This is a genomic window from Amycolatopsis sp. NPDC024027, from assembly GCF_040638975.1.
Taxonomy (GTDB): Bacteria; Actinomycetota; Actinomycetes; order Mycobacteriales; family Pseudonocardiaceae; genus Amycolatopsis.
Genome location: NZ_JBEZYY010000012.1, coordinates 202,655 through 224,170 on the forward strand (window position 1 = coordinate 202,655; position 21,516 = coordinate 224,170).

Below are 21,516 nucleotides of genomic sequence, written 5' to 3' on the forward strand. Positions count from 1 at the left end.
TCGACTCCGAACCGTGGTCCACCCCACCGGCGGGGGCCGGCGGGGTGGACGCGGAACGGAAACTCAGCCGGCTTCGGCCCGCGGGCCGAAGGAGTAGCCCTGGCCGCCGCTCGTCGAACCGGACGACTGCCCGGAGTTCGACGACGCCGACGCGGGGGCCGCGGAACCGCGGTCGTCGAGCTCGCGCAGCTGGGACTCGAGGAACCCGCGCAGCCTCGTGCGGTACTCCCGCTCGATCGTGCGCAGCTCTTCGATCTTCTTGCCCAGCCCGCTCTTCTCGGAGTTCAGGCTGTTCATCGTCTCGGTGTACTTCCGCTGGGACTCGCGCTCCAGCGTGGTCGCCTTGTCGCGCGCCTGGCGCTCCAGAGTCTCGGCACGGGTCCGCGCGTCGTTCAGCATCGTGTCGACGCGGGTGCGGGCCTCGTTGACCATCGAGTCGGACTTCGCCCGGGCGTCCGAAAGCAGCTGCTCGGACTTGGTGCGGGCCTCGGCCAGCATCCCGTCGGACTCGGTCTTCGCCTCGGCGGTCAGCCGGTCGGCCATCTCCTGGGCCAGGCCCAGGACCTTGGCGGCCTGCACGTTCGGCTCCGTGCTGTCCCCGACCATCGAGTGCGTCGAGTGCGCCTGGGTCTGCTCCATGGCCGACTGCGGCGGCGGCACCGGGGCCAGCCGGCGCGACGGCTCTTCACGCATCGGGGGAGCGGATTTGGCGCTGTCGAGCTCGCTCCGAGTCGACTCGAGCTCGGCGTCGAGCTGCTCCATCTGCTGGCGCAGCTCGTTGTTGTCTTCGATCAAGCGGGCCAGCTCGGTCTCCACCAGGTCGAGGAACGCGTCCACCTCGTCCTCGTTGTAGCCCCTCTTGCCGATGGGCGGCTTGCTGAACGCAACGTTATGCACGTCAGCGGGGGTCAACGACATCAGATCACCTCACGCACTCCATGGCCTGCAGGGTCCACCCAAGTTTCCCCGATCAACTTGGAGTCGCCAGTTGCATCGCGAAGAACACAACCAACAGCAGCACCATAATCGACAAGTCCAGTCCGACGCCGCCGATTCGAACCATCGGAATGATTCGTCTGAACAGACGAACCGGCGGGTCCGTCACTGTGTAGATGGTCTCGAGCGTGACCGCAACCCCTCCGGCCGGATGCCACTCACGCGCGAAGGTCCGGACGAGTTCGACCACGATCCGCGCCGTCAGCAGCAGCCAGAAGGCGAACAGCACGTACCAGACGACCAGCCACACAGCTTCCACGTACCTACTCTAACCGGGCGTCCTCTCCGAAGACGCAGTTGAGGGGGCCGACCTCGCCTCGGGTCGGCAAAGTCACGTCTGCTTGCGCTCAGCGGTCCCGGCGACTTCAGCCCCGCAAAAACAATCCACCCTCGGCAATCCGCCGGCGGTCTTCCGCGGTGACGTCCACATCGGGCGGTGAGAGAAGGAACACCTTGTTGGTGACCTTGTCCATCGACCCTCTGAGCGCGAACGCCAGCCCGGCGGCGAAGTCGACGAGCCGCTTCGCGTCCGCGTTCTCCATCTCGGTGAGGTTCATGATCACCGGGATGCCCTCGCGGTAGTGCTCCCCGATCGCCCGCGCCTCCGCGTAACTGGTCGGGTGCAATGTGGTGATGCGGCTCAACGGATCACGCACCGGCTGGCGCACGACCGGCTCGGTGACCGGTCGAAGCCGGGCCACGGGTTCCGGCTGCCGGTCCATGGCGAGCGCGCCGTGGACAGCGGGCTCGGAGCTGGGCACGGAGCGTGACCGGCTGCGGCTGACAGGCTCGTCGTACGTGTCGTCGACGTCGCGGTACCGTGAGCGGGACGACCGCGGTGCCGGCTCCTCGTAGGAGTCGTAGTCGTCGTCCGCGTAGCCGCGCCGGTAATCGTCTTCGACGTCGTAGCCGTCGTCATCAGCGGGCACCATCCCGAAGTAGGCCTTCAGCTTCTGCAGCGCGCTCATGCCTCTCCCTAGCCCTAGCCGCTCCCGCACTGACTCGATCTCCACGCCGTCAGTGCCCCGCACGGGCGGCCACGAAACGTGACGACCGCGCGAGCTCCCTACGGCGAGGCTAAACCGCGTCCACCGAGCAACGCGGTTCCGACACGCACACAGGTCGAGCCGTGCGTGATCGCCTGTTCGAGATCATGGCTCATCCCGGCGGAGACGTCTGCGGCATTCGGGTGATCTTTTCGGAGGGCCTCCCCCGCGCGAGCGAGCCGTTCGAAGGCGGCGGCCGGGTCCGCACCCAGCGGCGCGACGGCCATCAGGCCGCGAAGCCGCAGCTCTCCGGACCGCGCGATGCGGTCGGCGAGCGCGGGCAGCTCGGCGAGCGGGCAGCCGCCGCGCTCGGGGTCGTCGTCGAGGCTGGCCTGGATCAGCACGTCGAGGGGTTCCTCACGTTTACCGCTGTAACGCTCGGTGTGCACCGCCTTGGCGAGCGCGTCGGCGAGCCGCCCGGAGTCGACCGACTGCACCTCGTGCGCCCACCCGACCACGGACCGCGCCTTGTTCCGCTGCAGCCGGCCCACCATGTGCCACCGCAGTGCCGATCCGGGGAGCAGCTCGGCGGCTTTCGGCCCGGCTTCCTGGTCGCGGTTCTCGCCGACGTCGGTCACGCCGAGCTCGGCCAGCAGCGCGACGTCGGACGCGGGGAAGGTCTTCGTGATCGCGATCAGCTTGACCTCGTCCCGCGGGCGCCCGGCCGCGCGGCAAGCGGCGGCGATCCGCTCTTCGACCTCGGCCAGGTTCTCGGCCAGCTCGGCCTTCCGGGAGGTCATGCCTCGACCCAGGTGATGCCCGCGATCCGCCCGGTCGTCCCGTCGCGGCGGTAGCTGAACAGCGTCTTGTCCTCGTTCGTGCAGCGCGGGTCGACGCCGACCTTGCCGACACCCAGGTCGGCGAGCTGCCGCCAGAGCCCGGCGCGCAGGTCGAGGCCGGGGGTGCCCTTGCGGGTCTTGCAGGCGCTGCCGGGGACGTGTTTCTCGACGTCGGCGGCCATGGCGGCCGGCACCTCGTAGCAGTCGCCGCAGATGGCCGGGCCGAGCAGGGCCTCGATCCGGTGCGGCTCGGCACCCACCTCTTGCATGGCGCCGACGGCGGCCGGGACGACCCCGACCCGCGTGCCGACGCGCCCGGCGTGCACCGCCGCGACCACCCCGGCCTCGGCGTCGGCCAGCAGGATCGGCACGCAGTCCGCGACGAGCACCACGAGCGCGACACCCGGGGTCGCGGTCACCAGGGCGTCGGTCGCCTCCGCCGCGCGGGACTCCGAACCGTCGACGATGGTCGCCGTGCGGCCGTGGACCTGCTCCATCCAGGCCAGCTTGTCCTCGGCCAGCCCCAGCTCGGCGGCCAGGCGCTTGCGGTTGGCGAAGACGTTGCCCTCGTCGTCACCGACGTGGTCACCCAGGTTGAAGGTGTCGTAGGGCGGCCGCGACGCACCGCCCGCCCTGGTCGTCACCACTCGCCGAACCCGCACGAAATCCTCCTGGACGTCACTGAAGGCCATCACCCCCGACTCTAGTTCGCGGGTGATGGCCTTCAGAGGTGGTGGCTAGCGCCGCATGAACGGCGGGACGTCGACCTCGTCGTCCGACGGGTCGTCGTGCACCGGCATCGCGCGCCCGGGCAGGCTGCCCTGGGTCGCGTTGGAGCCGAGCGGCGAGTAGCCGCGCGAACCGCCGCCGGGCTGCGGGAGCCCGCCGGACGGCTGGTTGCCGCCGGCCGACGGCAGCGGCGAGTGCGACCGCGGCGGCGCCACCGGGTAGCCGGAGCTGCCCGCGGACGGCACCGGCGTGGCCCCCGACGGCGGCGACTGCTGGTTCGAGACCTGGCCGGCCGAAGCCGACGCGGTGGTCCCGGACGAACGCGAGCCGGAGCCGAAGGTCGACGGGTCGAGCTTCTTGTGCGTCGGCGCGCCGGCGTCGAACCCGGCGGCGATCACCGTGACGCGGACCTCGTCGCCGAGGGAGTCGTCGATGATCGTGCCGAAGATGATGTTCGCGTCCGGGTGCGCGGACTCCTGGACCAGCGACGCGGCCTCGTTGATCTCGAACAGGCCCAGATCCGAACCACCCGCGATCGAAAGCAGTGCGCCGTGCGCACCATCCATGGAGGCCTCGAGGAGCGGCGAGTTGATCGCCTTCTCCGCGGCCTGGATGGCTCTGCCTTCACCGCGTGCGCTCCCTATACCCATCAGGGCGGAGCCCGCACCGGACATGACGCTCTTGACGTCGGCGAAGTCCAGGTTGATCAGGCCCGGCGTGGTGATCAGGTCGGTGATGCCCTGCACACCGGACAGGAGCACCTCGTCCGCGGAGCGGAACGCGTCCATCAGCGAGACGCCGATGTCGCCGAGCTGCAGCAACCGGTCGTTCGGGATCACGATGAGCGTGTCGCACTCGTTGCGCAGCGACTGGATGCCGTCTTCGGCCTGCTTGCCGCGCCGCTTGCCCTCGAAGGTGAACGGGCGGGTCACGACGCCGATGGTCAGCGCGCCCAGCTTGCGGGCGATCTGCGCCACGACCGGGGCGCCACCGGTTCCCGTGCCGCCGCCTTCACCGGCGGTCACGAACACCATGTCGGCGCCCTTGATGACCTCTTCGATCTCTTCGCGGTGGTCTTCGGCGGCCTTCTGGCCGACCTCGGGGGCGGCGCCCGCGCCGAGGCCGCGGGTCAGCTCGCGGCCGATGTCCAGCTTGACGTCGGCGTCGGACATGAGCAGTGCCTGGGCGTCGGTGTTCACCGCGATGAACTCGACACCCTTGAGGCCGACCTCGATCATGCGGTTCACGGCGTTCACGCCGCCACCGCCGATGCCGACCACCTTGATCACCGCAAGGTAGTTGTGCGGGGGCGTCATCGAAGTCCGCCTTCCTGATCGTTGTGCCCGTACAGCCCGTCGCCGGTGATCAACCCTCAACCTCAACCCCAGATCGAGAGTTATGTCAACCGCCGACGTTAGGCAGGACGGTAGGCACCAGGCAGGCTCTAATCCAGTAGGCACGCCGTGTGTCGCAAAGGTGTTTTGCCACAACACGTTCGAGCGCGCAAGAGCGACGGGCCGTGAGCACCCCTTCGGCCCGATCTGGTATGGCCGTCGGATCAGGCGGGAACGGGCATGCTCATGAGGACTTCCGTGGGTGCTCCGGTGGCCGATCCACCGGCCGGTTCGACGCTCACCGCCACCTTGTCGGCGCCGGCGACGCCGTCCGCCACGACCAGGCCGCCCTGGTCCGCCGCCGCGATCACCCCGGCCGGGCGCGGCGCGGCCGCGCCGGTGATCAGCCAGGCTTCGTAGACCTTCCCGCCCGGCTGCGACGGCAGGCCCGCGTCCATCACCATCACCCGGTTCAGCGAGCGCGACAGGACGACCGTGACGCCGCCGCCGATCGGTGCCTCGCCGTGCGCGGTCTTCGCGTCCGGTGCCGCGAGCAGCGCCGCCACCGGCGCGAACTGCTGTTTCGCCTGGTCGAGCCGGCTCTGCGCGGCCTGCAGCTCCTGCTGCTGGGTGAGCGCGATCCCGCCGAACACCCCGCCCGCGGCGAGCCCCACGACGGCCGCCGCGGCCGACACGACGACCGCCCAGCGCGGGACCCGCGCCGAGCGGCGGTGCCGCTCCGGGGCGCCGGGCCGGGTGCGCGGCGGCAGCTGCCGGGTGGCGTGCATGGCGGTCATGACGCGGTCCTTGAACCCCGGCGGCGGCTCTTCGGCCATCGCCGCGCCCAGCCGGGCCGCCGTCGCCCGCAGCTCGGCGACCTCCTGCGTGCACGACTCGCACTGCTCGAGGTGGCGGGCGAACTCCGCGCGTTCGACGTCGTTGACGGCGTCGAGCGCGAAGGCGCCGGCCAGGGTGTGCATCTCCGGCGTGCTCAAGCGGTCACCCCCAGGCAGTCCCGCAGGCGGATCAGCCCGTCCCGCAGCCGCGTCTTGACGGTTCCTTGCGGCGTCGACAGCACTTCGGCCACCTCGCGATACGTATAGCCCTGGTAGTAGGCGAGCAGCACGGACTCGCGCTGCAGGTCGGTCAGGAAGGACAGGCACCGGCGCACCTGGGAGCGTTCGAGCCGCGCGGTGACGGACTCGGCGACCTCGTCGAACGGGCGGCCGCGGGCGGCCTCGAAGGTCGCCTTCTGCTCGCGCTCGGTGCTCGCGCGCGCCGAGCGGACACGGTCGACGGCGCGGCGGTGCGCCAGCGTCATCGCCCAGTTGAGCGCCGAGCCCTTGTCCGGCGCGTACCGCGTGGCGGTGCGCCACAGCTCGATGAGCACCTCTTGGGCGACCTCTTCGGACTGGGCCGCGTCGCGCACGATCCGCCGGACGAGCCCGTAGATCGGCCCGGAGAACTGGTCGTAGAGCAGCTCGAAGGCCCGCTCGTCGCCCTTGGCGACGCGGATCATGAGCTCCTCCGGGGACGGCACTGTGGGACCGGCCGAAACCTCCGAGGGCACCGGCGCCATCCGGCGCGGGCGGGCCGGCTCATCCATGCAGCTGTCCTCCGGCGTTCTGCGGGGTGCGCGGCACGACCGCGGCCTTCCGCAGCCACAGCGCGACGCCGTGGCGGCGGATCAGCGCGGACACCCGCTGCGGGAGCAGCGGCCGGGCCAGGACCAGCCGGGCCAGCCACCGCGGGTTCACCGGGCGGCGAACTCCCCGCAGCGTAGCGACCAGCGGCGTGGCCGTCCCGCGGCGCAACGCCACGGTGAGGTCGAGCAGCGCTTCCGGGTGCGGGAGGCGCATCCGGTATTCGCCGTCCATCTCCTGGAACGGCGAGACGTAGAACGCCTTGGCCGCGCGGGCGCGGCCGGCCTCGTCCGGGTGCAGCAGGTAGGCGTGGCGGCCGCCGTAGGTGTTGTGCACCTCGGCGACGACGCACGCCGGCCGGCCCGCCGGATCGTGGCACCAGTAGACGCTGATCGGGTTGAACGCGTACCCGAGCACGCGGGCGGCGGCCAGCATCTCGACCCGGCCGCCGCGCAGGTCGACCCCGCGCTCGGCGAGCCAGGCGTCCAGCTTCTCCCGGATGCCGCGCGGGTCGCCGGCCGCGAAGTGGTCGCGGGGGTCGAACCGGGCGAACGGCCGCAGCCACCACGGCAGCCGCGGCAGGTCGGCCAGGTCCACCCGCCACAGGTAAACGCGGTGGGTGAAGGCGTGCGGCGGGTCGATCCGCCGCACGTGCGCGACCGTGGCGTCGTAGAGCGCGTTCGTCACCACGTCACCCCCAGGCTTTCCGCGGCGCGGGCGCCGGAAGCGCAGCCGTCTTCGTGGAAGCCCCAGCCGTGGTAGGCGCCCGCGTACGCGAGCACGCCGTCGTTGAGCCCGGCCAGCCGTCGTTGCGCGGCAACGGATTCCGGCGTGTAGACCGGGTGCTCGTACCGCATCCGCGCGACCAGGTGCTCGGCCCGGGGGCCGTCGCCGGGGTTGAGCGTGACGACGTAGCCGGTCGGCTCGTCGAGGCGCATCAGGCGGTTCATGTCGTAGCTGACCTGGACCGCGCCGGTGGGCGCGCCGCAGGCGGGCGCGCGGTAGTTCCAGCCGGCCCGGGCGCGGGGCAGCGAAGGCAGCACGCTCGTGTCGGTGTGCAGCCAGGCCTCGTTCTCGGAGTAGCGGAACGCGCCGAGCACCTCGCGCTCGGCGGCGGTCGGGTTGGCGAGCAGCGACAGGGCCTGGTCGGCGTGGGTGGCGACGACGACCTTGTCGACGCGGTGCGGGGTGTCGGCGTCGTCGCGGATCTCGACGCCGCCGGCGGTCCGCAGCACCGACCGCACCGGCGTCGACAGGTGCACCGCCGTCAGCTGCTTCGCCGCGAGCTCGACGTACTCGCGCGAGCCGCCCACGACGGTCCGCCAGGCCGGCGAGTCCTGCACCGAGAGCATGCCGTGGTTGCGGAGGAATTCGAACAGGTACCGCGCCGGGTACCGGAGGGTGTCGGCGCGGTCGGCCGACCACACGGTGGACACCAGCGGCAGCATGAAGTGGTCGACGAAGTAGCGGGTGTAGCCGCCGATGGCGAGGAACGCGCCGAGCGTGACGTCGCCGGCGTCCTTCGCCGCCAGCAGCCGCTTCGCGTGCCGGTGGAACCGCTTCACCTCGGTCAGCATCCGCAGGTACCGGCCGCGGACGGCGTTGGCGCGCTGGGCGAACAGGCCGCTCACGCCCTTGGCGCCGGCGTACTGCAGGCCGCAGCCGTCGCAGCGGATGCTCATCGACATCTCGGTGTCGCGCGTGGCCACCCCGAGCTCGCCGAACAGCTTGAGCAGGGTCGGGTAGGTGCGCTCGTTGTGGACGATGAAGCCGGAGTCCACGCCGACGGTGCCGCCGAGGGTGCTCGGCACGTCGTGCGTGTGCGCGTGCCCGCCCAGCCGGTCGTCGGCCTCGAACAGCAGCACTTCGTACTTGCGTTGCAGCAGGTATGCCGCGGTCAGCCCGGCCACCCCGCTGCCGATGACGCCGATGCGTTCTCCGGTGATCTCCACACCGGTCCTTCGGGACCGCGGCCCGCCCGGATTGCCCGGCCGGGCGACCAATCCACCGCGGCGGGGAGAGCGAATCCCGGTCATGCCGCACACCACCGCGCACCGCCTCGCCTCGTTCGCCGCGAAACTCCTCGGCGGCCCGCTGCCCGTGGGCCTCCGGACCTGGGACGGGACCCGGGCCGGCCCAGAAAACGCACCGGCCCTCGTGCTCCGCAACCGCCGTGCCCTGCGCCGCCTGCTCTACGCGCCCGGCGAGCTGGGGCTCGCCCGCGCCTACGTCACCGGCGACCTCGACGTCGAAGGAGATCTGGCGGACGGCTTCCGCCGGATCTGGGCCCTCACCCGCACGGGTGGGCTCAACCGGGCCAAGCTGGGACCGCGCGAGTGGGCCGAAGCCGTCCGGCTGGCGGCCCGGCTCGGCGTCGCCGGGCTCCCGCCGAAACCGCCCGCCGAAGAGGCGCGGCTGTCCGGGAAGCTGCACAGCCTGCTGCGCGACCGCTCCGCCATCGCCCACCACTACGACCTGAGCAACGCCTTCTACCAGCTGCTGATGGACGAGTCGATGGCGTACTCGTGCGCGTACTTCACGTCCAAGTCCCAAAGCCTCGAACAGGCGCAGCACGACAAGCTGGAGCTGATCTGCCGCAAGCTGGGGCTGCGGCCGGGCATGCGGCTGCTCGACGTCGGCTGCGGCTGGGGCTCGCTGCTCGTCCACGCGGCCAAGCACCACGGTGTCGAGGCCGTCGGCATCACGCTCTCGGCCGAGCAGCTGCAGCACATCCGCGGCCGGCTCGCCCAGCACGACCTCGAAGACCGCGTCGAGGTGCGCCGCCAGGACTACCGGGAGCTGCCGGACGCGCCGTTCGACGCGGTCGCGTCGATCGAGATGGGCGAGCACGTCGGCGAGGTCAACTACCCGGCGTACGCGGCGACGCTGCACCGCGTGGTGAAGCCGGGCGGGCGCGTGCTGCTGCAGCAGATGTCCCGGGGGCACGTCGCCCCGGGCGGCGGGGCGTTCATCGAGCGGTACATCGCGCCGGACATGACGATGCGCCCGGTCGGGCGGACCATCGACCACCTGGAGACGGCCGGGCTCGAGGTGCGGGACGTGCAGGCGCTGCGCGAGCACTACGTCTGGACGGTCCGGGCCTGGGCCGCCACCCTGGAGGAGAACTGGGCCGACGTCGTCGCGCTCATCGGCGAGACGGGCGCGCGGGTCTGGCGCCTGTACCTGGTGGGCGGGGCGCTGGCGTTCGAGGAGAACCGGATGGGCGTGGACCAGATCCTGGCCGTGCGACCCGACCGGCACGGCGGCTCCGGCCTGCCGGCCACGCGGGAGTGGTGAAGATGCCCCCGCTGCTCGTCACGGCCGTCGTCACGCTCGTGGCGGTGACCGTGACCTTCGGGATCGCGCGGGCGCGCCGGCGGTACGACACGATCGACACGTTCTGGGGGCTCGGGTTCGCGATCGTCGCGCTCGCCGCCTTCCCGTTCGGCGACGGCCCGCTGCCGCTGCGGCTCGTGGTGGTGCTCCTGACGGTCGTCTGGGGTGTGCGGCTCTCGGTGCACCTGCACCTGCGCAACCACAAGCTGCCGGAGGACCCGCGGTACGCGCGGATGGGCCACGGGCCGCTGAAGATGTTCCTGCGCGTGTACCTGTTCCAGGCCGTCGTCCTGTACTTCGTGTCGCTGCCGGTGCAGTTTGCCGTGGACGGCACGGGCATCGGCGTCCTCGGCTGGCTCGGGGTCGCGGTGTGGCTGGTGGGTTTCGCGTTCGAGACGATCGGCGACGACCAGCTGCGCCGGTTCAAGGCCGACCCGGCGTCGAAGGGCAAGGTGCTGGACACGGGCTTGTGGCGCTACACGCGGCACCCGAACTACTTCGGCGACGCGTGCGTGTGGTGGGGCCTCTACCTGCTGGCCTGTTCGACGTGGCCGGGCGCGCTGACGATCCTCTCCCCCGTCGCGATGACGTTCACCCTGGCCCGCGGAACGGGCAAACCCATGCTGGAGAAGGGAATGGCGCGCACGCGCCCGGCGTACGCGCACTACGTCGAGCGCACCAGCGGGTTCTTCCCGTTGCCGCCGAAGAAGGTCATTCCCCGGTGAGACCGTCGGTCAGCTCGCGCAGCACGTCGAGGTGGCCGACGTGCCGCGCGGTCTCCTCGATCATGTGCGTGAGGACCCAGCGGACGTTGAAGGTCTCGTCCTTGTGCGTCACCCGATCGTCCAGATCGTGAGCGGCAGTGATTTGGCGGCTGCGGGCGCACTGCTTCTCGTAGTCCGCGAGGAGGGTTTCGAGCTCGGTGTCCGGCGGGACGCGGAACTCCGCGTCCGGGTCTTCCTTCAGGCGCTCCTCCCAGGTGTCCTCCTCGCCGTCGACGACCACGCCGAACCAGAACCACTCGTCGAGCGTGAGGTGCGCGACCAGGCCGGCGACGGTCGTCAGCTCGCTCGGCAGGTGCACCTGGCGGGCCTGGTCTTCGGTGAGGCCGCCGGCCTTCCACGCGACGGTGGCGCGGTGGTAGTCGAGCAGGCTGGTGAGGATTTCCCGCTCGCCACCGGTGAGCGGGACTTCGGGGCGCTGGGGTCGTTCGGTCATGGCCGGGAGTCTGCCAGGCACCACCGACAGTTTTCCGGAATACCTTGTGCACGATGTAATCGTGGGCTAGGTTTGCGGACGTGCCGGACGAGTTCCTTCTAGACGAGCAGGCCTGCTTCGCGCTCTACGCCGCGTCACGCGCGGTGACGGACGCGTACCGTCCCCTGCTCGGCGAGCTCGACCTCACCTACCCGCAGTACCTGGTGCTGCTGGTGCTGTGGGAGTCCGACGCCCGGCCGGTCAAGGAGATCGGCGAGGCGCTGCACCTGGACTACGGCACGCTTTCCCCGCTGCTGAAGCGGCTCGAGGCCAACGGGCTGGTGTCGCGGACACGGTTGCCCGCGGACGAACGCACGGTGATGATCAGCCTGACCGGGCAGGGCCGGGCGGTGCGCACGCGCGCCGCCGGCGTCCCCTCGGCGATCGGCTGCGCACTCGGCCTCGGCGAGCAGGAGCGGCGGGAACTGATCACCACCCTGCGGCGGCTGACGGCGTCGGCCGCCGCGTACTCATCCGAGCACTGACTCATCCGAGCACCGAGGAGGCTTTATGCCCAGCCGTGACGCCACCACCCACTGGGTCGGCGGACTGAACAGCGGGAAGGGCGAGGTCACGCTGGACTCGTCCAACGCGGGCACGTTCGCGGTCTCGTTCCCGACCCGGGCGGGCGACCCGGACGGCCAGACGAGCCCGGAGGAGCTCATCGCGGCGGCGCACTCGTCCTGCCTGGCGATGAACCTGTCGGGCGTGCTGGAGTCCCAGAAGCTCACGGCGGACTCGATCGACGTGAGCGCCGAGGTGACGCTCGGCCCGGCCAAGGGCGGCGGCTTCGAGATCAGCGGCATCGCGATCACCCTGCGCGCCTCGATCCCGGGCGTGACGGCGGAGCAGTTCGCGGAGTACGCGGAAACGGCGGAGAAGACCTGCCCGGTGTCGAAGGCCCTGGCCGGCACGACGATCACCATGGACGCGGCACTCGCCTGAGTTCCCCGGGTTCGACCGTCGCGAATGACTCATTCGGGACCTCGGAGGTCCCGAATGAGTCATTCGCGGCACCGGCGATCACGCGACGGCCCCTCAGCCGAAGGCGGCCAGGGCGAGGGGTTCCCACTTGCGCCAGCCGTCCAGCCGGTCCCGGTACTCGGCTTCGACCGCCGCGAACGACTTGCCGAAGAACATGCGGTGCGGCGGGTCGTCGGTGTCCGCGAGTTCCAGCAGCGGCGCCCGGGTCGCCCGCGGGTCGCCGAGGTCCCACTCGATCCGGCCCGCTTCGCGGACCGCCTCGTAGGCCGGGTCCGGCTCGCTCTGCCGGATGCTGCCGCCGCCGAAGTCCGTGCGGTACGGGCCCGGCTCCAGGCAGATCACGTCGATCCCGAACGCCGCGACCTCCTGCCGCAGGGACTCCGAAAGCCCTTCCACCGCCCACTTCGAGGCGTGGTAGGCGCCGATGCCCGGGAACGCGCGGATGCCGCCCTCGCTGGTGACCTGGATGATCCGGCCACGCCCCTGGCGGCGCATGATCGGCAGGGCCGCCTGCGTCAGCCAGAGCGTGCCGAAGAAGTTCGTCTCCAGCTCCGCCCGGACCTCCTGCTCGGTGAGTTCCTCGACCATCCCGAAGTGCCCGTAGCCGGCGTTGTTCACCAGCACGTCCAGCGAACCGAACCCGGCCGCCGCCCGCTCGACCGCGTCGACGGCGGCGGCGCGGTCGGTGACGTCCAGCTTCAGGGGCAGCACGGCGTCGCCGTACCGGTCGACCAGCGGACGCAGGTTTTCGACGTCCCGCGCGGTGGCGGCGACCCGGTCACCGCGCTCGAGTGCGGCTTCGGTCCACTCACGGCCGAAGCCCTTGGACGTCCCGGTGATGAACCAGTTCTTCGTCACGACTTGCCCTTCCGTTCGCGTCTCTACCTCTCAAGCTAACAGTAGCACAGAGTGCATTTTTATGATGGCTGGTAGAGTTGCCGCCATGATCGCGAGTGACGGCCGCCGGGAGCGCAAGAAGGCCGAGACCCGGACCCGCATCCGGGAAGCGGCCCTGGACCTCTTCGCGAGCCAGGGCTACCGCGAAACGACGATCGCGCAGATCGCCGCGCGGGCCGACGTCGCGACCCGCACGGTCACGCTGCACTTCCCGGCCAAGGACGACCTGCTGTTCGCCGACGATCCGTTCACCCCGGAGTCACTCGAGGCGCGGTTGCGGGCTCGGAAGGCGGAGAGCACCCTCGACGCGGTCGGCGACTGGATGCGGGCGACCATGCGCGAACTCGACGCGCGCGACCACGGCTCCGGGGTGGACCCGGCGCACCTCTGGCAGCGCCGGGCCCTGCGCGCCGGACTGCTCATGGCCGACGACGACCTCCGCGGCCGCGCCCGGGCCGGCTACCGCGACCTCGAACTCCTCATCGCCGCGGGCATCGGCGAGGACATCGGCCTCCCGGCGGACGCCCTGCTCCCCCGGCTCGCCGCCGTCACCGTGGTCACCGGCCTCCGCGAGATCTACGTGACCCGCGAGGGCCGGGCGCGGTCGGCGACGAGCGAACTGTCCGATCTGGTCGACGAGGTGCTCGCCTTCGCCCGGGCCGGCCTCCGCGACCGGTCGGCGACCCCCTGAGCGGCCCTTGCTCGAGCAGAATCGAGTGATCGCGGTCCGGCGGGCGAGCCAATGGCGGCAAATTCCGGCCACACCCCGCGAAGCCGACGAAGTAAACCGATCGGTTTTCAATCCGGGCGAACCGGGTTAACCTCGCGGGATGACCACCGAGGCGAAACCCACGTCCCGCGAGCGGCTGCTGGCCGCCGCGGCCACCCTCACCCACCGGGACGGGGTCGGCATCGGCGTCGAGGCGCTGTGCAAGGCCGCGGGTGTGTCGAAGCGGTCCCTCTACCAGCTGTTCGAAAGCAAGGACGAACTCCTCGCGGCGAGCCTGAAGGACGGCGCGGCCGCCTTCGTGGCCGGCCTGCTGCCCCCGGCGGACGACGGCCGCTCGCCCCGCGAGCGGATCATGCACGTCTTCGCGCAGCTGGAAGCGCAGGCCCGCACCCCCGATTTCCACGGCTGCCGGTACCTGGACGCGCAGATCGAACTCAAGGACCGGCGCCACCCCGCCAGCCGGGTGGCGCGGCGGATCAAGCGGAACCTGCTCGGCTTCTTCCGCCGGCAGGCCGAACAGGGCGGGGCCGCCGATCCGGAGCTGCTGGCCCGGCAGCTCCTCGTGGTCTTCGACGGCGCCAGCGCCCGGGCCGGCATCGGGGTCGACGACCTCAAGGGGCTCATCGTCCCGACCGTGACCACCCTGCTCGACGCGGCGGGCCTGCACTGAGGTCCGTCACTCCGGCGGCGCCCGGCCGCCGGCGACTTCCTTGAGCGGCTTGTGCGGGAAGCGTCGCTTGGCGTACTCCTGCGCGCGGGAACCCGGGCGACGAACTCAGGCTCTGCCACATCGAGGCGCTTTCGGCGGCGGGGACGCGCACCCAGCACGTACTCGCGTTCCCCGGCCAGGTCGGGGTGGTCGAGACCGACCGCGGCCGCGCCGGCGGCCAGGCACAGCTCGCGCAGCCAGTCCGCGTCGAGCACCGGCGGCGGCCCCGCGGCTTCCCGGAAGGGACGTCGCCGCGGCGCCCGGTAAACCGATCGGTTTTCTCACCGTGGTACCACATCTTGCGATCGGAAACCGACCGGTTTACGGTATCGAAACCGATCGGTTTCCGATCGCTCCCGAGAGGAAGCCGGCGCGATGCCCGACGCGAACGCCCACCCCACCATCCACATCCCCGGTGCGACCAGCCATGTCCTCCCCGCGCGCGGGGCCCGCGAAGGAGCGTTGCGCTACCTCGGGGCGGGCACCGGCGCTCCCCTGGTCCTGCTGCACACCGTGCGGACGCAGGCCGAGCACTTCCGCAACCTCATCCCCCTCGTCGCGGACCGGTTCACCGTGTACGCCCTCGACCTGCCGGGGATGGGTTACTCGGAGATCGTGCCCGGCGCGTCCTACGAAGAACCGGCGCTGCGCGCGGGCGTGGAACGGCTCCTCACCGAACTCGACCTCGACGACGTGACGCTGCTGGGCGAATCCATGGGCGCGGTGCTGGCCCTGACCACCGCGGCCGAACTGCCGGACCGGGTCCGGCGCGTCATCGCGGTGAACGCCTACGACTTCCGCGGCGGCATCGCCCGGTCCGGCCTGCTCGCCCGCGCGGTGGTCGCCGGCGTCCTCGCGCCGGGCGTGGGCCCGGTGATCGCCGGGGTGGAGCCCAAGGCCGCGCTCCGCCGGATCCTGCGAGGCGGCCTCGGCGACAAGAGCGCCCTGCACGAGGACTACCTGGCCGAACTCCTCCAGGTCGGCCGCCGCCCGGGCTACCCCGCCGTGGCCCGCGGGATCTACCGGAACCTCCCGAGCCTCATCGCGGCCCGCTCGCGCTACGCGGCAGTCAAGGCGCCCATCCACCTCGTCTACGGCGAGAAGGACTGGTCGCGGCCGTCGGATCGCCGGGCCAACGCCGATCTGCTGCCGGACGCCGCCTTCACGCAGGTACCCGGAGCGGGCCACTTCATCGCCCTGGAACGGCCCGGCGTGCTGGCCGGTTTGGTCACCGCGGCGGCGTGACGGGCCCGCCGTTCACTCCCGGGGTGATCGAATCGGTTCGATCTTCACCGAGCCCGGTGAATACCCTGCGGACCAGCTGAGATCCGCTTGCGCATCCCCGGCGAGTACTCTACGTTCGATTTTCGTCGATGCGGTTCGACGACATCGTGCCGGATCGCCGTCTCTGGGGGAGGGGCAGTCGAGAACGCCATGCGCAAGCGCGGTCACCACCGGCACGCCGGGACACGGCTCGAGGCCGGCCACCGGACGAACGTCCTGGCCCTGGTCGTCCCGCTGCGCGCCGGCGCCCACGACGTCGTCGTCCGGGAGTTCGTGGCCGCCGCGATCGCCGCGGCCGGCACCCGTGACCACGCCCTGCTCCTGCTCACCGCCGAAGAGGGCCCGGCCGCGCTGCGCCGCGCAGTGTCCTCGTCCGTCGCCGACGGGGTCGTGGTGATGGACGTCGAAGCGGCCGATCCGCGCGTGCCCGTGCTGCTCGGGCTGGGCCGCCCGGCGGTGCTGATCGGCCTGCCGGACCGGCCGCGCGGGCTCGGCTGCCTCGACCTCGACTTCGCGGCGGCGGGCGCGCTGAGCCTGGGCCACCTCGCCGGCCTCGGGCACGAGCACGTCGCCCTGATCGGCTCACCGCCCGCGGTCTACCGGCGCGGCAGCAGCTCCGCGGCCCGGCTCGCGCTGGGTTTCACGGCGGAAGCGGCGCGCCGGGGCGTCCGCTCGACGACGCTGGCCTGGGGGACCACCCACTGGCGGACGCTGCGCGGCCTGGACGCGCTCTTCGCCCGGCACCCCGACGTCACCGGTCTCGTGGTGCACAACGAAACGGCGCTGCCCGCGGTGCTGGCGGGGCTGCACCAGCGGGGGCTGCGGGTGCCCGAGGACGTCTCCCTCGTCGCGGTCTGCCCGGACAGCCTGACCGCGCACAGCCTGCTCGAGCTCACCTGCGTGGCGATCCCGGCGCGGGAGATCGGCGCGCTGGCCGTCGAAACGGTCATCGGGCAGCTCGACGACGGCACCGCGCCCGGAACCCGGCTGCTCGCGCCGAAGCTGGCCGCCCGCGCCAGCACCGCACCGCCGCGCCTGCCGTGACGCGGCCGAGTCAAATAACTTCCCCCACATTTTGCCACTGTCGGTATTGTGGTGATCAATTATCGGCTGTTGGTTCACGGAAATGACGTATTGCCCGGCACACCCGGGCCGGTGTTAACGTGACCGCGGCGACCGCGCGGCTGTTTTTCCCGCTCGCATTTGCCGAGACGAAATCCGGGGGAAAACGATCTCAGCCGGAGGGCCCTGACATGCATCGAAGACAGCTGGCACTGGCGGCCGTGGTGGTGGCGGGCTGGGCACTGCCCGTTCCGGCGGCGGCGGAACCGGCCGCAGCACCCGGCGCTTCACGCGATTCGGGCCAATCCGTCACGCTGATCACCGGCGACCGGGTGCGGGTGCTGCCGAATTTGCGCGGGGAAAGCACGGTCACGGTCGAACCGGGTCCGGGCCGCGACCGGATCGGTTTCTTCCGGGAAACGCACACCCCCGCGCGGCCCGGCGACATCACCGTGGTGCCGTCGGACGCGCTGGCGCTGGTGGCCTCCGGCCGGCTCGATTCCCGGCTGTTCGACGTTTCCGAGCTGCTGCGGCAGCACCTCGCCGACTCCGCGGGGAGTCTCCCCCTGATCGTCACCTCGTCCGCCGGCTCCCCCGCGGTCGCGCCGCCCGCCACCACCGCCGTCCGGGAGCTGCCGAGCGTGCGCGGCACGGCCCTGCGCCAGGACCGGCGCCGGGGAACGGAGTTCTGGACCTGGCTCACCGCCGGGTCCGCGCTGCGGGCCGGGATCGGCCGGGTGTGGCTGGACGGCCTGGCCACTCCGGCGCTCGACGTCAGCGTGCCGCAGATCGGCGCCCCGGCCGCGTGGCAGGCGGGCTACACGGGCCGCGGCGTCACGGTCGGCGTGCTCGACACCGGTGTCCGGGCCGACCACCCCGATCTCGCCGGCAAAGTCGTGGAAGCGCAGGACTTCACCGGGACCCGGCCGGACGCGGGCGACGACCTCGGGCACGGCACGCACGTCGCCGGCATCATCGCCGGAACCGGCGCCGCCTCCGGCGGGCGCTACCGCGGGGTGGCCCCGGACGCCCGGCTGATCAGCGGCAAGGTCTGCGTCGCCTACGGCTGCCCGGAATCCGCGGTGATCGCCGGCATGGAGTGGATCGCGCCGAAGGCCCGCGTGGTCAACCTGAGCCTCGGCGGCGACACGACCGACGGCACCGATCCGGTGTCCCAGGCGGTGAACGCGCTGACCACCCGGTACGGCACCTTGTTCGTCGCCGCGGCCGGCAACGACCGCACGCTCGACCTGCCCGAACCGGGACCGGTCGTCGCGCCCGCCGCGGCGGATGCGGCGCTGGCCGTCGGCAGCGTGTCGGCGCAGGACACCACCAGCCCGTTCTCCAACCGGGGCGCGCGGCTCGGCGACTACGCGGTCAAGCCCGACATCGCGGCGCCGGGCGAAGGCATCGTCTCGGCCCGGGCCGCTGGCACGCGCGACGGCGACACCGCTCCGGTCGACGACAACTACACAAGGCTTTCCGGGACGTCGATGGCGGCGCCGCACGTCGCCGGTTCGGCGGCCCTGCTGCTGCAGCGGCACCCGGACTGGCTCGCCGGCCGGCTCAAGACGACGTTGACGAGCACCGCCACACCCACCGCCGACGTCGCCGAGCAGGGTGCCGGCCGGGTGGACGCCGGGCGCGCGGTCACCCAGCAGGTCACCGCCACCACCGGCAGCCTCGGCTACGGCTTCGTCGCCTGGCCGCGCACGCAACCCGTCACGAAAACCGTGACCTACCACAACGACGGCGACACGGCCGTGTCCCTGGCCCTCACCACCACGGCGCCGCTGTTCACGCCTTCGGTGCCGTCCGTGGTCGTCCCCGCGCACGGCGATGCCGACGTCGGTGTCACCCTCCAGGCGGCCCGGGCCACGGCCGGGCAGCACGGCGCCCGGCTGACCGCGACGGCGCCCGGGATCACCGTGCAGACCGCGCTCGGCGCCTTCCTGGAGGCGGAAAGCTACGACGTGTCCGTGCGGCTGATCGGCCGGGACGGGCGGTTCACCGCGGGGGTCGCCACGCTCGTCGACACCGCGACGGGAGCCGCGTTCGGCGTCCGGCCGTTCCGCGCCGACGGCACGGCCGTGGTCCGGGTGCCCAAGGGGCGCTACGACCTCAACGCGTTCGACGTGTCCGGGGACCCGGCGGGCCAGACCCGGCCCACCGCCGTGACCCTGCTGTCGCGGCCCGGCCAGCCGGTGACCGGCGACGTCTCGGTCACTTTGGACGCCCGGGCGGGCAAACCGCTGCGGGCGGCGGTCGATCGCCCCGACGCGCGGCTGCAGGGCGGCGAACTGGGCCTGGTGTCCGGGAATCCGGGCGGGACCCGCACGAACACGCTCGCCTGGATCGCCCAGCCGGGCACCGAGCTGTACGCGGTGGGTTCGGACCGTGAGGTCACCGACCACACCTACGCGCTGTACTTCCGGGCGACGCTGGCCGCCCGGCCACCCGGGGTGGATCCGAACGGGTACGTCTACCAGCTGGCGCTGCTCGAGCGCGGCCGCGTGCCGGCCGATCCCGTGTTCCGGGTGCGCGACCGGGACCTCGCGGTGGTCGACGCCCGCTACCACACCCAGGGGAAACCGGCCGAGAGCCTGCGCCTCGACGACGTCACCTTCGGGTTCCCGGGCGCCGACAGCGGGACCTACCAGGTCGCGGCGCAGGCACTGCCGAGCCGGCGCACCGAGTACTACACGACCGGGGTCAGCTGGCAGCACCTCCTGGCGGTGTACCCGGACCCGCTGACCGACGCGGAAAGCAACTACTCGTACCGGACCTACCGGCCCGGGCCGCAGCACTCCGGCTGGAACCGCGCCCCGGTCGGGCCCGCTTTCGGCGCACCACAGGACGGCTGGGGCGTGGTTCGCGCCGGAAACCAGCTGACGTACGCGATCCCGCTGGTCTCGGGCAGCGACCCGGAGCAGTACACCTCACCGCCGGGAGGCCTCACCGGCACGGCGACCCTGTCGCGCGACGGCGTCACGCTGGCCACCGCGGCGAGCCCCGCCTTCGGGGCGCTGGCGATTCCGGACGCCGCGGGGACCTACACCCTGCGGTCCGTGGCCACGCGCAGCGTGCCGTGGTCGGTGGTCGGTACCGCGGTGGACGTGGCATGGACGTTCCGCGAGCCGGGCGTGGCCGCGCCGGCGAAACCGTTGCCGCTGCTGGTGGTCCGGGCCGAGGGCGCGGTCGACGACCAGAGCCGCGCCCCGGCCGGGAAGCCGTTCGTGCTCGCGCTGACCGCCCAGCGGCAGCCGGGCGCGGGCGAGTTCCGGCTGGCGGACCTGCGCGTCGAGACGTCCGTGGACGACGGTGCGAAGTGGACGTCCACGCCCACCGCACGCCTCGGCAACGGCGGGCTCACGGTGGTGCACAACCCGCCGGGCGGAGGGTTCGTGTCGCTGCGGATCACCGCCCGGGACACCGACGGCAACGCCGTCACCCAGACGGTGATCAGGGCGTACCAGACAACACCGTGACGGCGACGGCGGCGAGCGGGCCGGCGAAGGCGGCCCCGGTCAGGAGCTTGAGCTCCCGGCCGTGGGCCCGCCATTCGCCGTCCCAGCCGCTTTCGCCGTCGTAGCGCAGGTTCGCCGTCGTCATCAGCGCCCGGCCGAGCCCGAACCCCGCGCCCGCGCACAACGCCGCCGGCAGCGAAGCCGTGAGGGCCACGGCGATCGCGGCGACGTACGGCAGGCCGCTGGGCAGGTAGGTGCGCACCCCGGTGCCCATCTCGAAGCCGAACTGCAGCGGGCCGAGGTGGCGGCCGAGGCGGAACACCGTGTCCGGCACCAGCCGGCGGTTTTCGGGCAGCCGGAAGGACCACACCCCCGTTTCGCGCAGCAGCACCGCACCCAGCGCCGCGGCCACCACGGCCCAGCACAGGAGCGCCGGAAGCGGGGCGCGCAGCAGGGAACCCGCCACGGTCAGGACGAGCGCGCTCAGGGCGCCGCCGCAGACGAGCCCGGCGCAGAACGCCAGTGTCGGAGTGCCTCGCCAGACCGGCGAGCTCAGCACGAAGGCCGAGTTGCGGCTTCAACTGGAGCCGCTGGTGGCGAACCCGGCGGCCGCGCACAGGACGAGCCAGGCGCCCGGCAGCAGCCGGCCCGGCGCGACCACCAGCGCGATCGTCACCGCGACCGCGGCCAGCACGAGCCCGGCGGCGAGCGTCAGCGGGTGCCACCGGCGCCGCGGAACCCCTTCGGTCACAGGGCGGCGCGGCAGATCGTCAGGTACGTCTGGCCGGTGTAGCCGCCACCCCAGAAGGTGGAGAAGCCGTCGGAGCAGCGGTAGACCTTCATGTCCGGCGTCGTCCACCGCCACGCGTTCTTGCCCACGAACTGGCCGCACGTGTTGGCCACCGGCTGGTGGTCGACCTGGATGCCGCCCTCGTTCCAGGTGCCGTACTTGTGCCAGCCCGCTTCGCAGTAGGTGCTCCCCCGCCAGAACCCGCCGAAGCACGCGGCGTAGGTGTTGACGTAGGTGCCGCTGGTGTCGGTCAGTTCGGCGTAGCCGGTGGGGTAGGCGTCCCGGCAGTCGTTGCGGTCGAAGCCCGGCATGCCGTACGGGCTGAACTCGGCGTTCGCCTTCCGGACGCGGGACAGGCCGGACCAGTCGAGCGCGGTCGCACCGATCGTCAAGGCCCCGAGCGTCACCGCACGGAGGAACGTCCTGCGCGTGCCGCGGGCCCTCAGCTTCCGTCCCGCGCGGGTGGGCTCGGC

24 protein-coding genes are annotated in these 21,516 nt (G+C 72.1%); 9 read left to right on the top strand and 15 right to left on the bottom strand.

Going from position 1 to position 21,516, the window contains the following annotated elements; genetic code table 11:
- Positions 1 to 63 precede the first annotated feature (63 nt).
- From AB0F52_RS28035 to AB0F52_RS28080, 10 genes are all read right to left on the bottom strand, one after another.
- The gene (locus AB0F52_RS28035; protein WP_360177213.1) at positions 64 to 918 is read right to left on the bottom strand and encodes a DivIVA domain-containing protein; all 855 of its coding nucleotides are present in this window, start codon (positions 916 to 918) and stop codon (positions 64 to 66) included.
- 52 nt (positions 919 to 970) lie between these two features.
- Positions 971 to 1,246, bottom strand: a complete 276-nt coding sequence (locus tag AB0F52_RS28040) for a YggT family protein (protein WP_013224824.1) — start codon at positions 1,244 to 1,246, stop codon at positions 971 to 973.
- 115 nt (positions 1,247 to 1,361) lie between these two features.
- The gene (gene sepF / locus AB0F52_RS28045; RefSeq protein ID WP_093947567.1) at positions 1,362 to 1,964 is read right to left on the bottom strand and encodes a cell division protein SepF; all 603 of its coding nucleotides are present in this window, start codon (positions 1,962 to 1,964) and stop codon (positions 1,362 to 1,364) included.
- Positions 1,965 to 2,062: 98 nt separating this feature from the next.
- Positions 2,063 to 2,782, bottom strand: coding sequence for a YggS family pyridoxal phosphate-dependent enzyme (locus tag AB0F52_RS28050; RefSeq protein WP_360177217.1), 720 nt, complete (start codon positions 2,780 to 2,782; stop codon positions 2,063 to 2,065).
- A complete protein-coding gene (gene pgeF / locus AB0F52_RS28055; protein WP_360177542.1) occupies positions 2,779 to 3,483 on the bottom strand; it encodes a peptidoglycan editing factor PgeF in 705 nt (234 codons plus the stop codon). Before pgeF ends, AB0F52_RS28050 begins: the two co-directional genes overlap by 4 nt.
- 75 nt (positions 3,484 to 3,558) lie before the next feature.
- On the bottom strand, positions 3,559 to 4,866 hold the full coding sequence (ftsZ, locus tag AB0F52_RS28060) for a cell division protein FtsZ (protein WP_360177219.1): 1,308 nt from the start codon (positions 4,864 to 4,866) through the stop codon (positions 3,559 to 3,561).
- Positions 4,867 to 5,108: 242 nt separating this feature from the next.
- Entirely contained in the window at positions 5,109 to 5,864 is a 756-nt protein-coding gene (locus AB0F52_RS28065) for an anti-sigma factor (protein WP_360177545.1), read from the bottom strand.
- 11 nt (positions 5,865 to 5,875) lie between these two features.
- Positions 5,876 to 6,490, bottom strand: a complete 615-nt coding sequence (gene sigK / locus AB0F52_RS28070; RefSeq protein WP_360177221.1) for an ECF RNA polymerase sigma factor SigK — start codon at positions 6,488 to 6,490, stop codon at positions 5,876 to 5,878.
- Positions 6,483 to 7,217, bottom strand: a complete 735-nt coding sequence (locus AB0F52_RS28075) for a DUF1365 domain-containing protein (RefSeq protein ID WP_360177224.1) — start codon at positions 7,215 to 7,217, stop codon at positions 6,483 to 6,485. Before AB0F52_RS28075 ends, sigK begins: the two co-directional genes overlap by 8 nt.
- Positions 7,211 to 8,479: an FAD-dependent oxidoreductase gene (locus AB0F52_RS28080; protein ID WP_360177227.1), complete on the bottom strand. Its 1,269-nt coding sequence runs from the start codon at positions 8,477 to 8,479 to the stop codon at positions 7,211 to 7,213. The genes AB0F52_RS28075 and AB0F52_RS28080 overlap by 7 nt, the downstream gene beginning before the upstream one ends.
- 82 nt (positions 8,480 to 8,561) lie before the next feature.
- Here AB0F52_RS28080 and AB0F52_RS28085 point away from each other — a divergent pair, with 82 nt between their 5' ends.
- Together AB0F52_RS28085 and AB0F52_RS28090 are read left to right on the top strand one after the other, a co-directional pair.
- Positions 8,562 to 9,824 (top strand): cyclopropane-fatty-acyl-phospholipid synthase family protein, encoded by a 1,263-nt coding sequence (locus tag AB0F52_RS28085; RefSeq protein WP_360177230.1) that lies wholly within the window; start codon positions 8,562 to 8,564, stop codon positions 9,822 to 9,824.
- 2 nt (positions 9,825 to 9,826) lie between these two features.
- The gene (locus AB0F52_RS28090; protein WP_360177233.1) at positions 9,827 to 10,588 is read left to right on the top strand and encodes a DUF1295 domain-containing protein; all 762 of its coding nucleotides are present in this window, start codon (positions 9,827 to 9,829) and stop codon (positions 10,586 to 10,588) included.
- Here AB0F52_RS28090 and AB0F52_RS28095 read toward each other — a convergent pair.
- Positions 10,575 to 11,081: a DinB family protein gene (locus AB0F52_RS28095; RefSeq protein WP_360177236.1), complete on the bottom strand. Its 507-nt coding sequence runs from the start codon at positions 11,079 to 11,081 to the stop codon at positions 10,575 to 10,577. The two genes, AB0F52_RS28090 and AB0F52_RS28095, sit on opposite strands and share 14 nt — an antisense overlap.
- Before the next feature lie 80 nt (positions 11,082 to 11,161).
- Between AB0F52_RS28095 and AB0F52_RS28100 the strand changes: the two genes are divergently transcribed.
- Positions 11,162 to 11,605, top strand: a complete 444-nt coding sequence (locus AB0F52_RS28100; protein WP_360177239.1) for a MarR family transcriptional regulator — start codon at positions 11,162 to 11,164, stop codon at positions 11,603 to 11,605.
- A 25-nt stretch (positions 11,606 to 11,630) separates the two neighbouring features.
- Entirely contained in the window at positions 11,631 to 12,065 is a 435-nt protein-coding gene (locus AB0F52_RS28105; RefSeq protein ID WP_360177242.1) for an OsmC family peroxiredoxin, read from the top strand.
- Positions 12,066 to 12,158: 93 nt separating this feature from the next.
- On the opposite strand, the gene AB0F52_RS28110 is transcribed toward AB0F52_RS28105, so the two are convergent.
- A complete protein-coding gene (locus AB0F52_RS28110) occupies positions 12,159 to 12,962 on the bottom strand; it encodes an SDR family NAD(P)-dependent oxidoreductase (protein WP_360177245.1) in 804 nt (267 codons plus the stop codon).
- Between the two features lie 85 nt (positions 12,963 to 13,047).
- Between AB0F52_RS28110 and AB0F52_RS28115 the strand changes: the two genes are divergently transcribed.
- The 5 genes from AB0F52_RS28115 (at position 13,048) to AB0F52_RS28135 (ending at position 20,274) form a co-directional block, all read left to right on the top strand.
- The gene (locus tag AB0F52_RS28115) at positions 13,048 to 13,692 is read left to right on the top strand and encodes a helix-turn-helix domain-containing protein (RefSeq protein ID WP_360177248.1); all 645 of its coding nucleotides are present in this window, start codon (positions 13,048 to 13,050) and stop codon (positions 13,690 to 13,692) included.
- A 139-nt stretch (positions 13,693 to 13,831) separates the two neighbouring features.
- On the top strand, positions 13,832 to 14,401 hold the full coding sequence (locus AB0F52_RS28120) for a TetR/AcrR family transcriptional regulator (RefSeq protein WP_360177251.1): 570 nt from the start codon (positions 13,832 to 13,834) through the stop codon (positions 14,399 to 14,401).
- 414 nt (positions 14,402 to 14,815) lie between these two features.
- Positions 14,816 to 15,685, top strand: a complete 870-nt coding sequence (locus AB0F52_RS28125) for an alpha/beta fold hydrolase (protein ID WP_360177254.1) — start codon at positions 14,816 to 14,818, stop codon at positions 15,683 to 15,685.
- A gap of 189 nt (positions 15,686 to 15,874) precedes the next feature.
- Positions 15,875 to 16,768, top strand: coding sequence for a LacI family DNA-binding transcriptional regulator (locus AB0F52_RS28130; protein ID WP_360177257.1), 894 nt, complete (start codon positions 15,875 to 15,877; stop codon positions 16,766 to 16,768).
- Between the two features lie 209 nt (positions 16,769 to 16,977).
- On the top strand, positions 16,978 to 20,274 hold the full coding sequence (locus tag AB0F52_RS28135) for a S8 family serine peptidase (RefSeq protein ID WP_360177260.1): 3,297 nt from the start codon (positions 16,978 to 16,980) through the stop codon (positions 20,272 to 20,274).
- Here AB0F52_RS28135 and AB0F52_RS28140 read toward each other — a convergent pair.
- Genes AB0F52_RS28140 through AB0F52_RS28150 form a run of 3 tightly spaced genes read right to left on the bottom strand, consistent with a single transcriptional unit; the run spans position 20,249 to position 21,435 of the window.
- Positions 20,249 to 20,812, bottom strand: a complete 564-nt coding sequence (locus AB0F52_RS28140; protein ID WP_360177263.1) for a hypothetical protein — start codon at positions 20,810 to 20,812, stop codon at positions 20,249 to 20,251. The genes AB0F52_RS28135 and AB0F52_RS28140 overlap by 26 nt on opposite strands.
- Before the next feature lie 18 nt (positions 20,813 to 20,830).
- On the bottom strand, positions 20,831 to 21,004 hold the full coding sequence (locus AB0F52_RS28145) for a hypothetical protein (RefSeq protein ID WP_360177266.1): 174 nt from the start codon (positions 21,002 to 21,004) through the stop codon (positions 20,831 to 20,833).
- Positions 21,001 to 21,435, bottom strand: coding sequence for a hypothetical protein (locus AB0F52_RS28150; RefSeq protein WP_360177269.1), 435 nt, complete (start codon positions 21,433 to 21,435; stop codon positions 21,001 to 21,003). The genes AB0F52_RS28145 and AB0F52_RS28150 overlap by 4 nt, the downstream gene beginning before the upstream one ends.
- Positions 21,436 to 21,516: the final 81 nt, after the last annotated feature.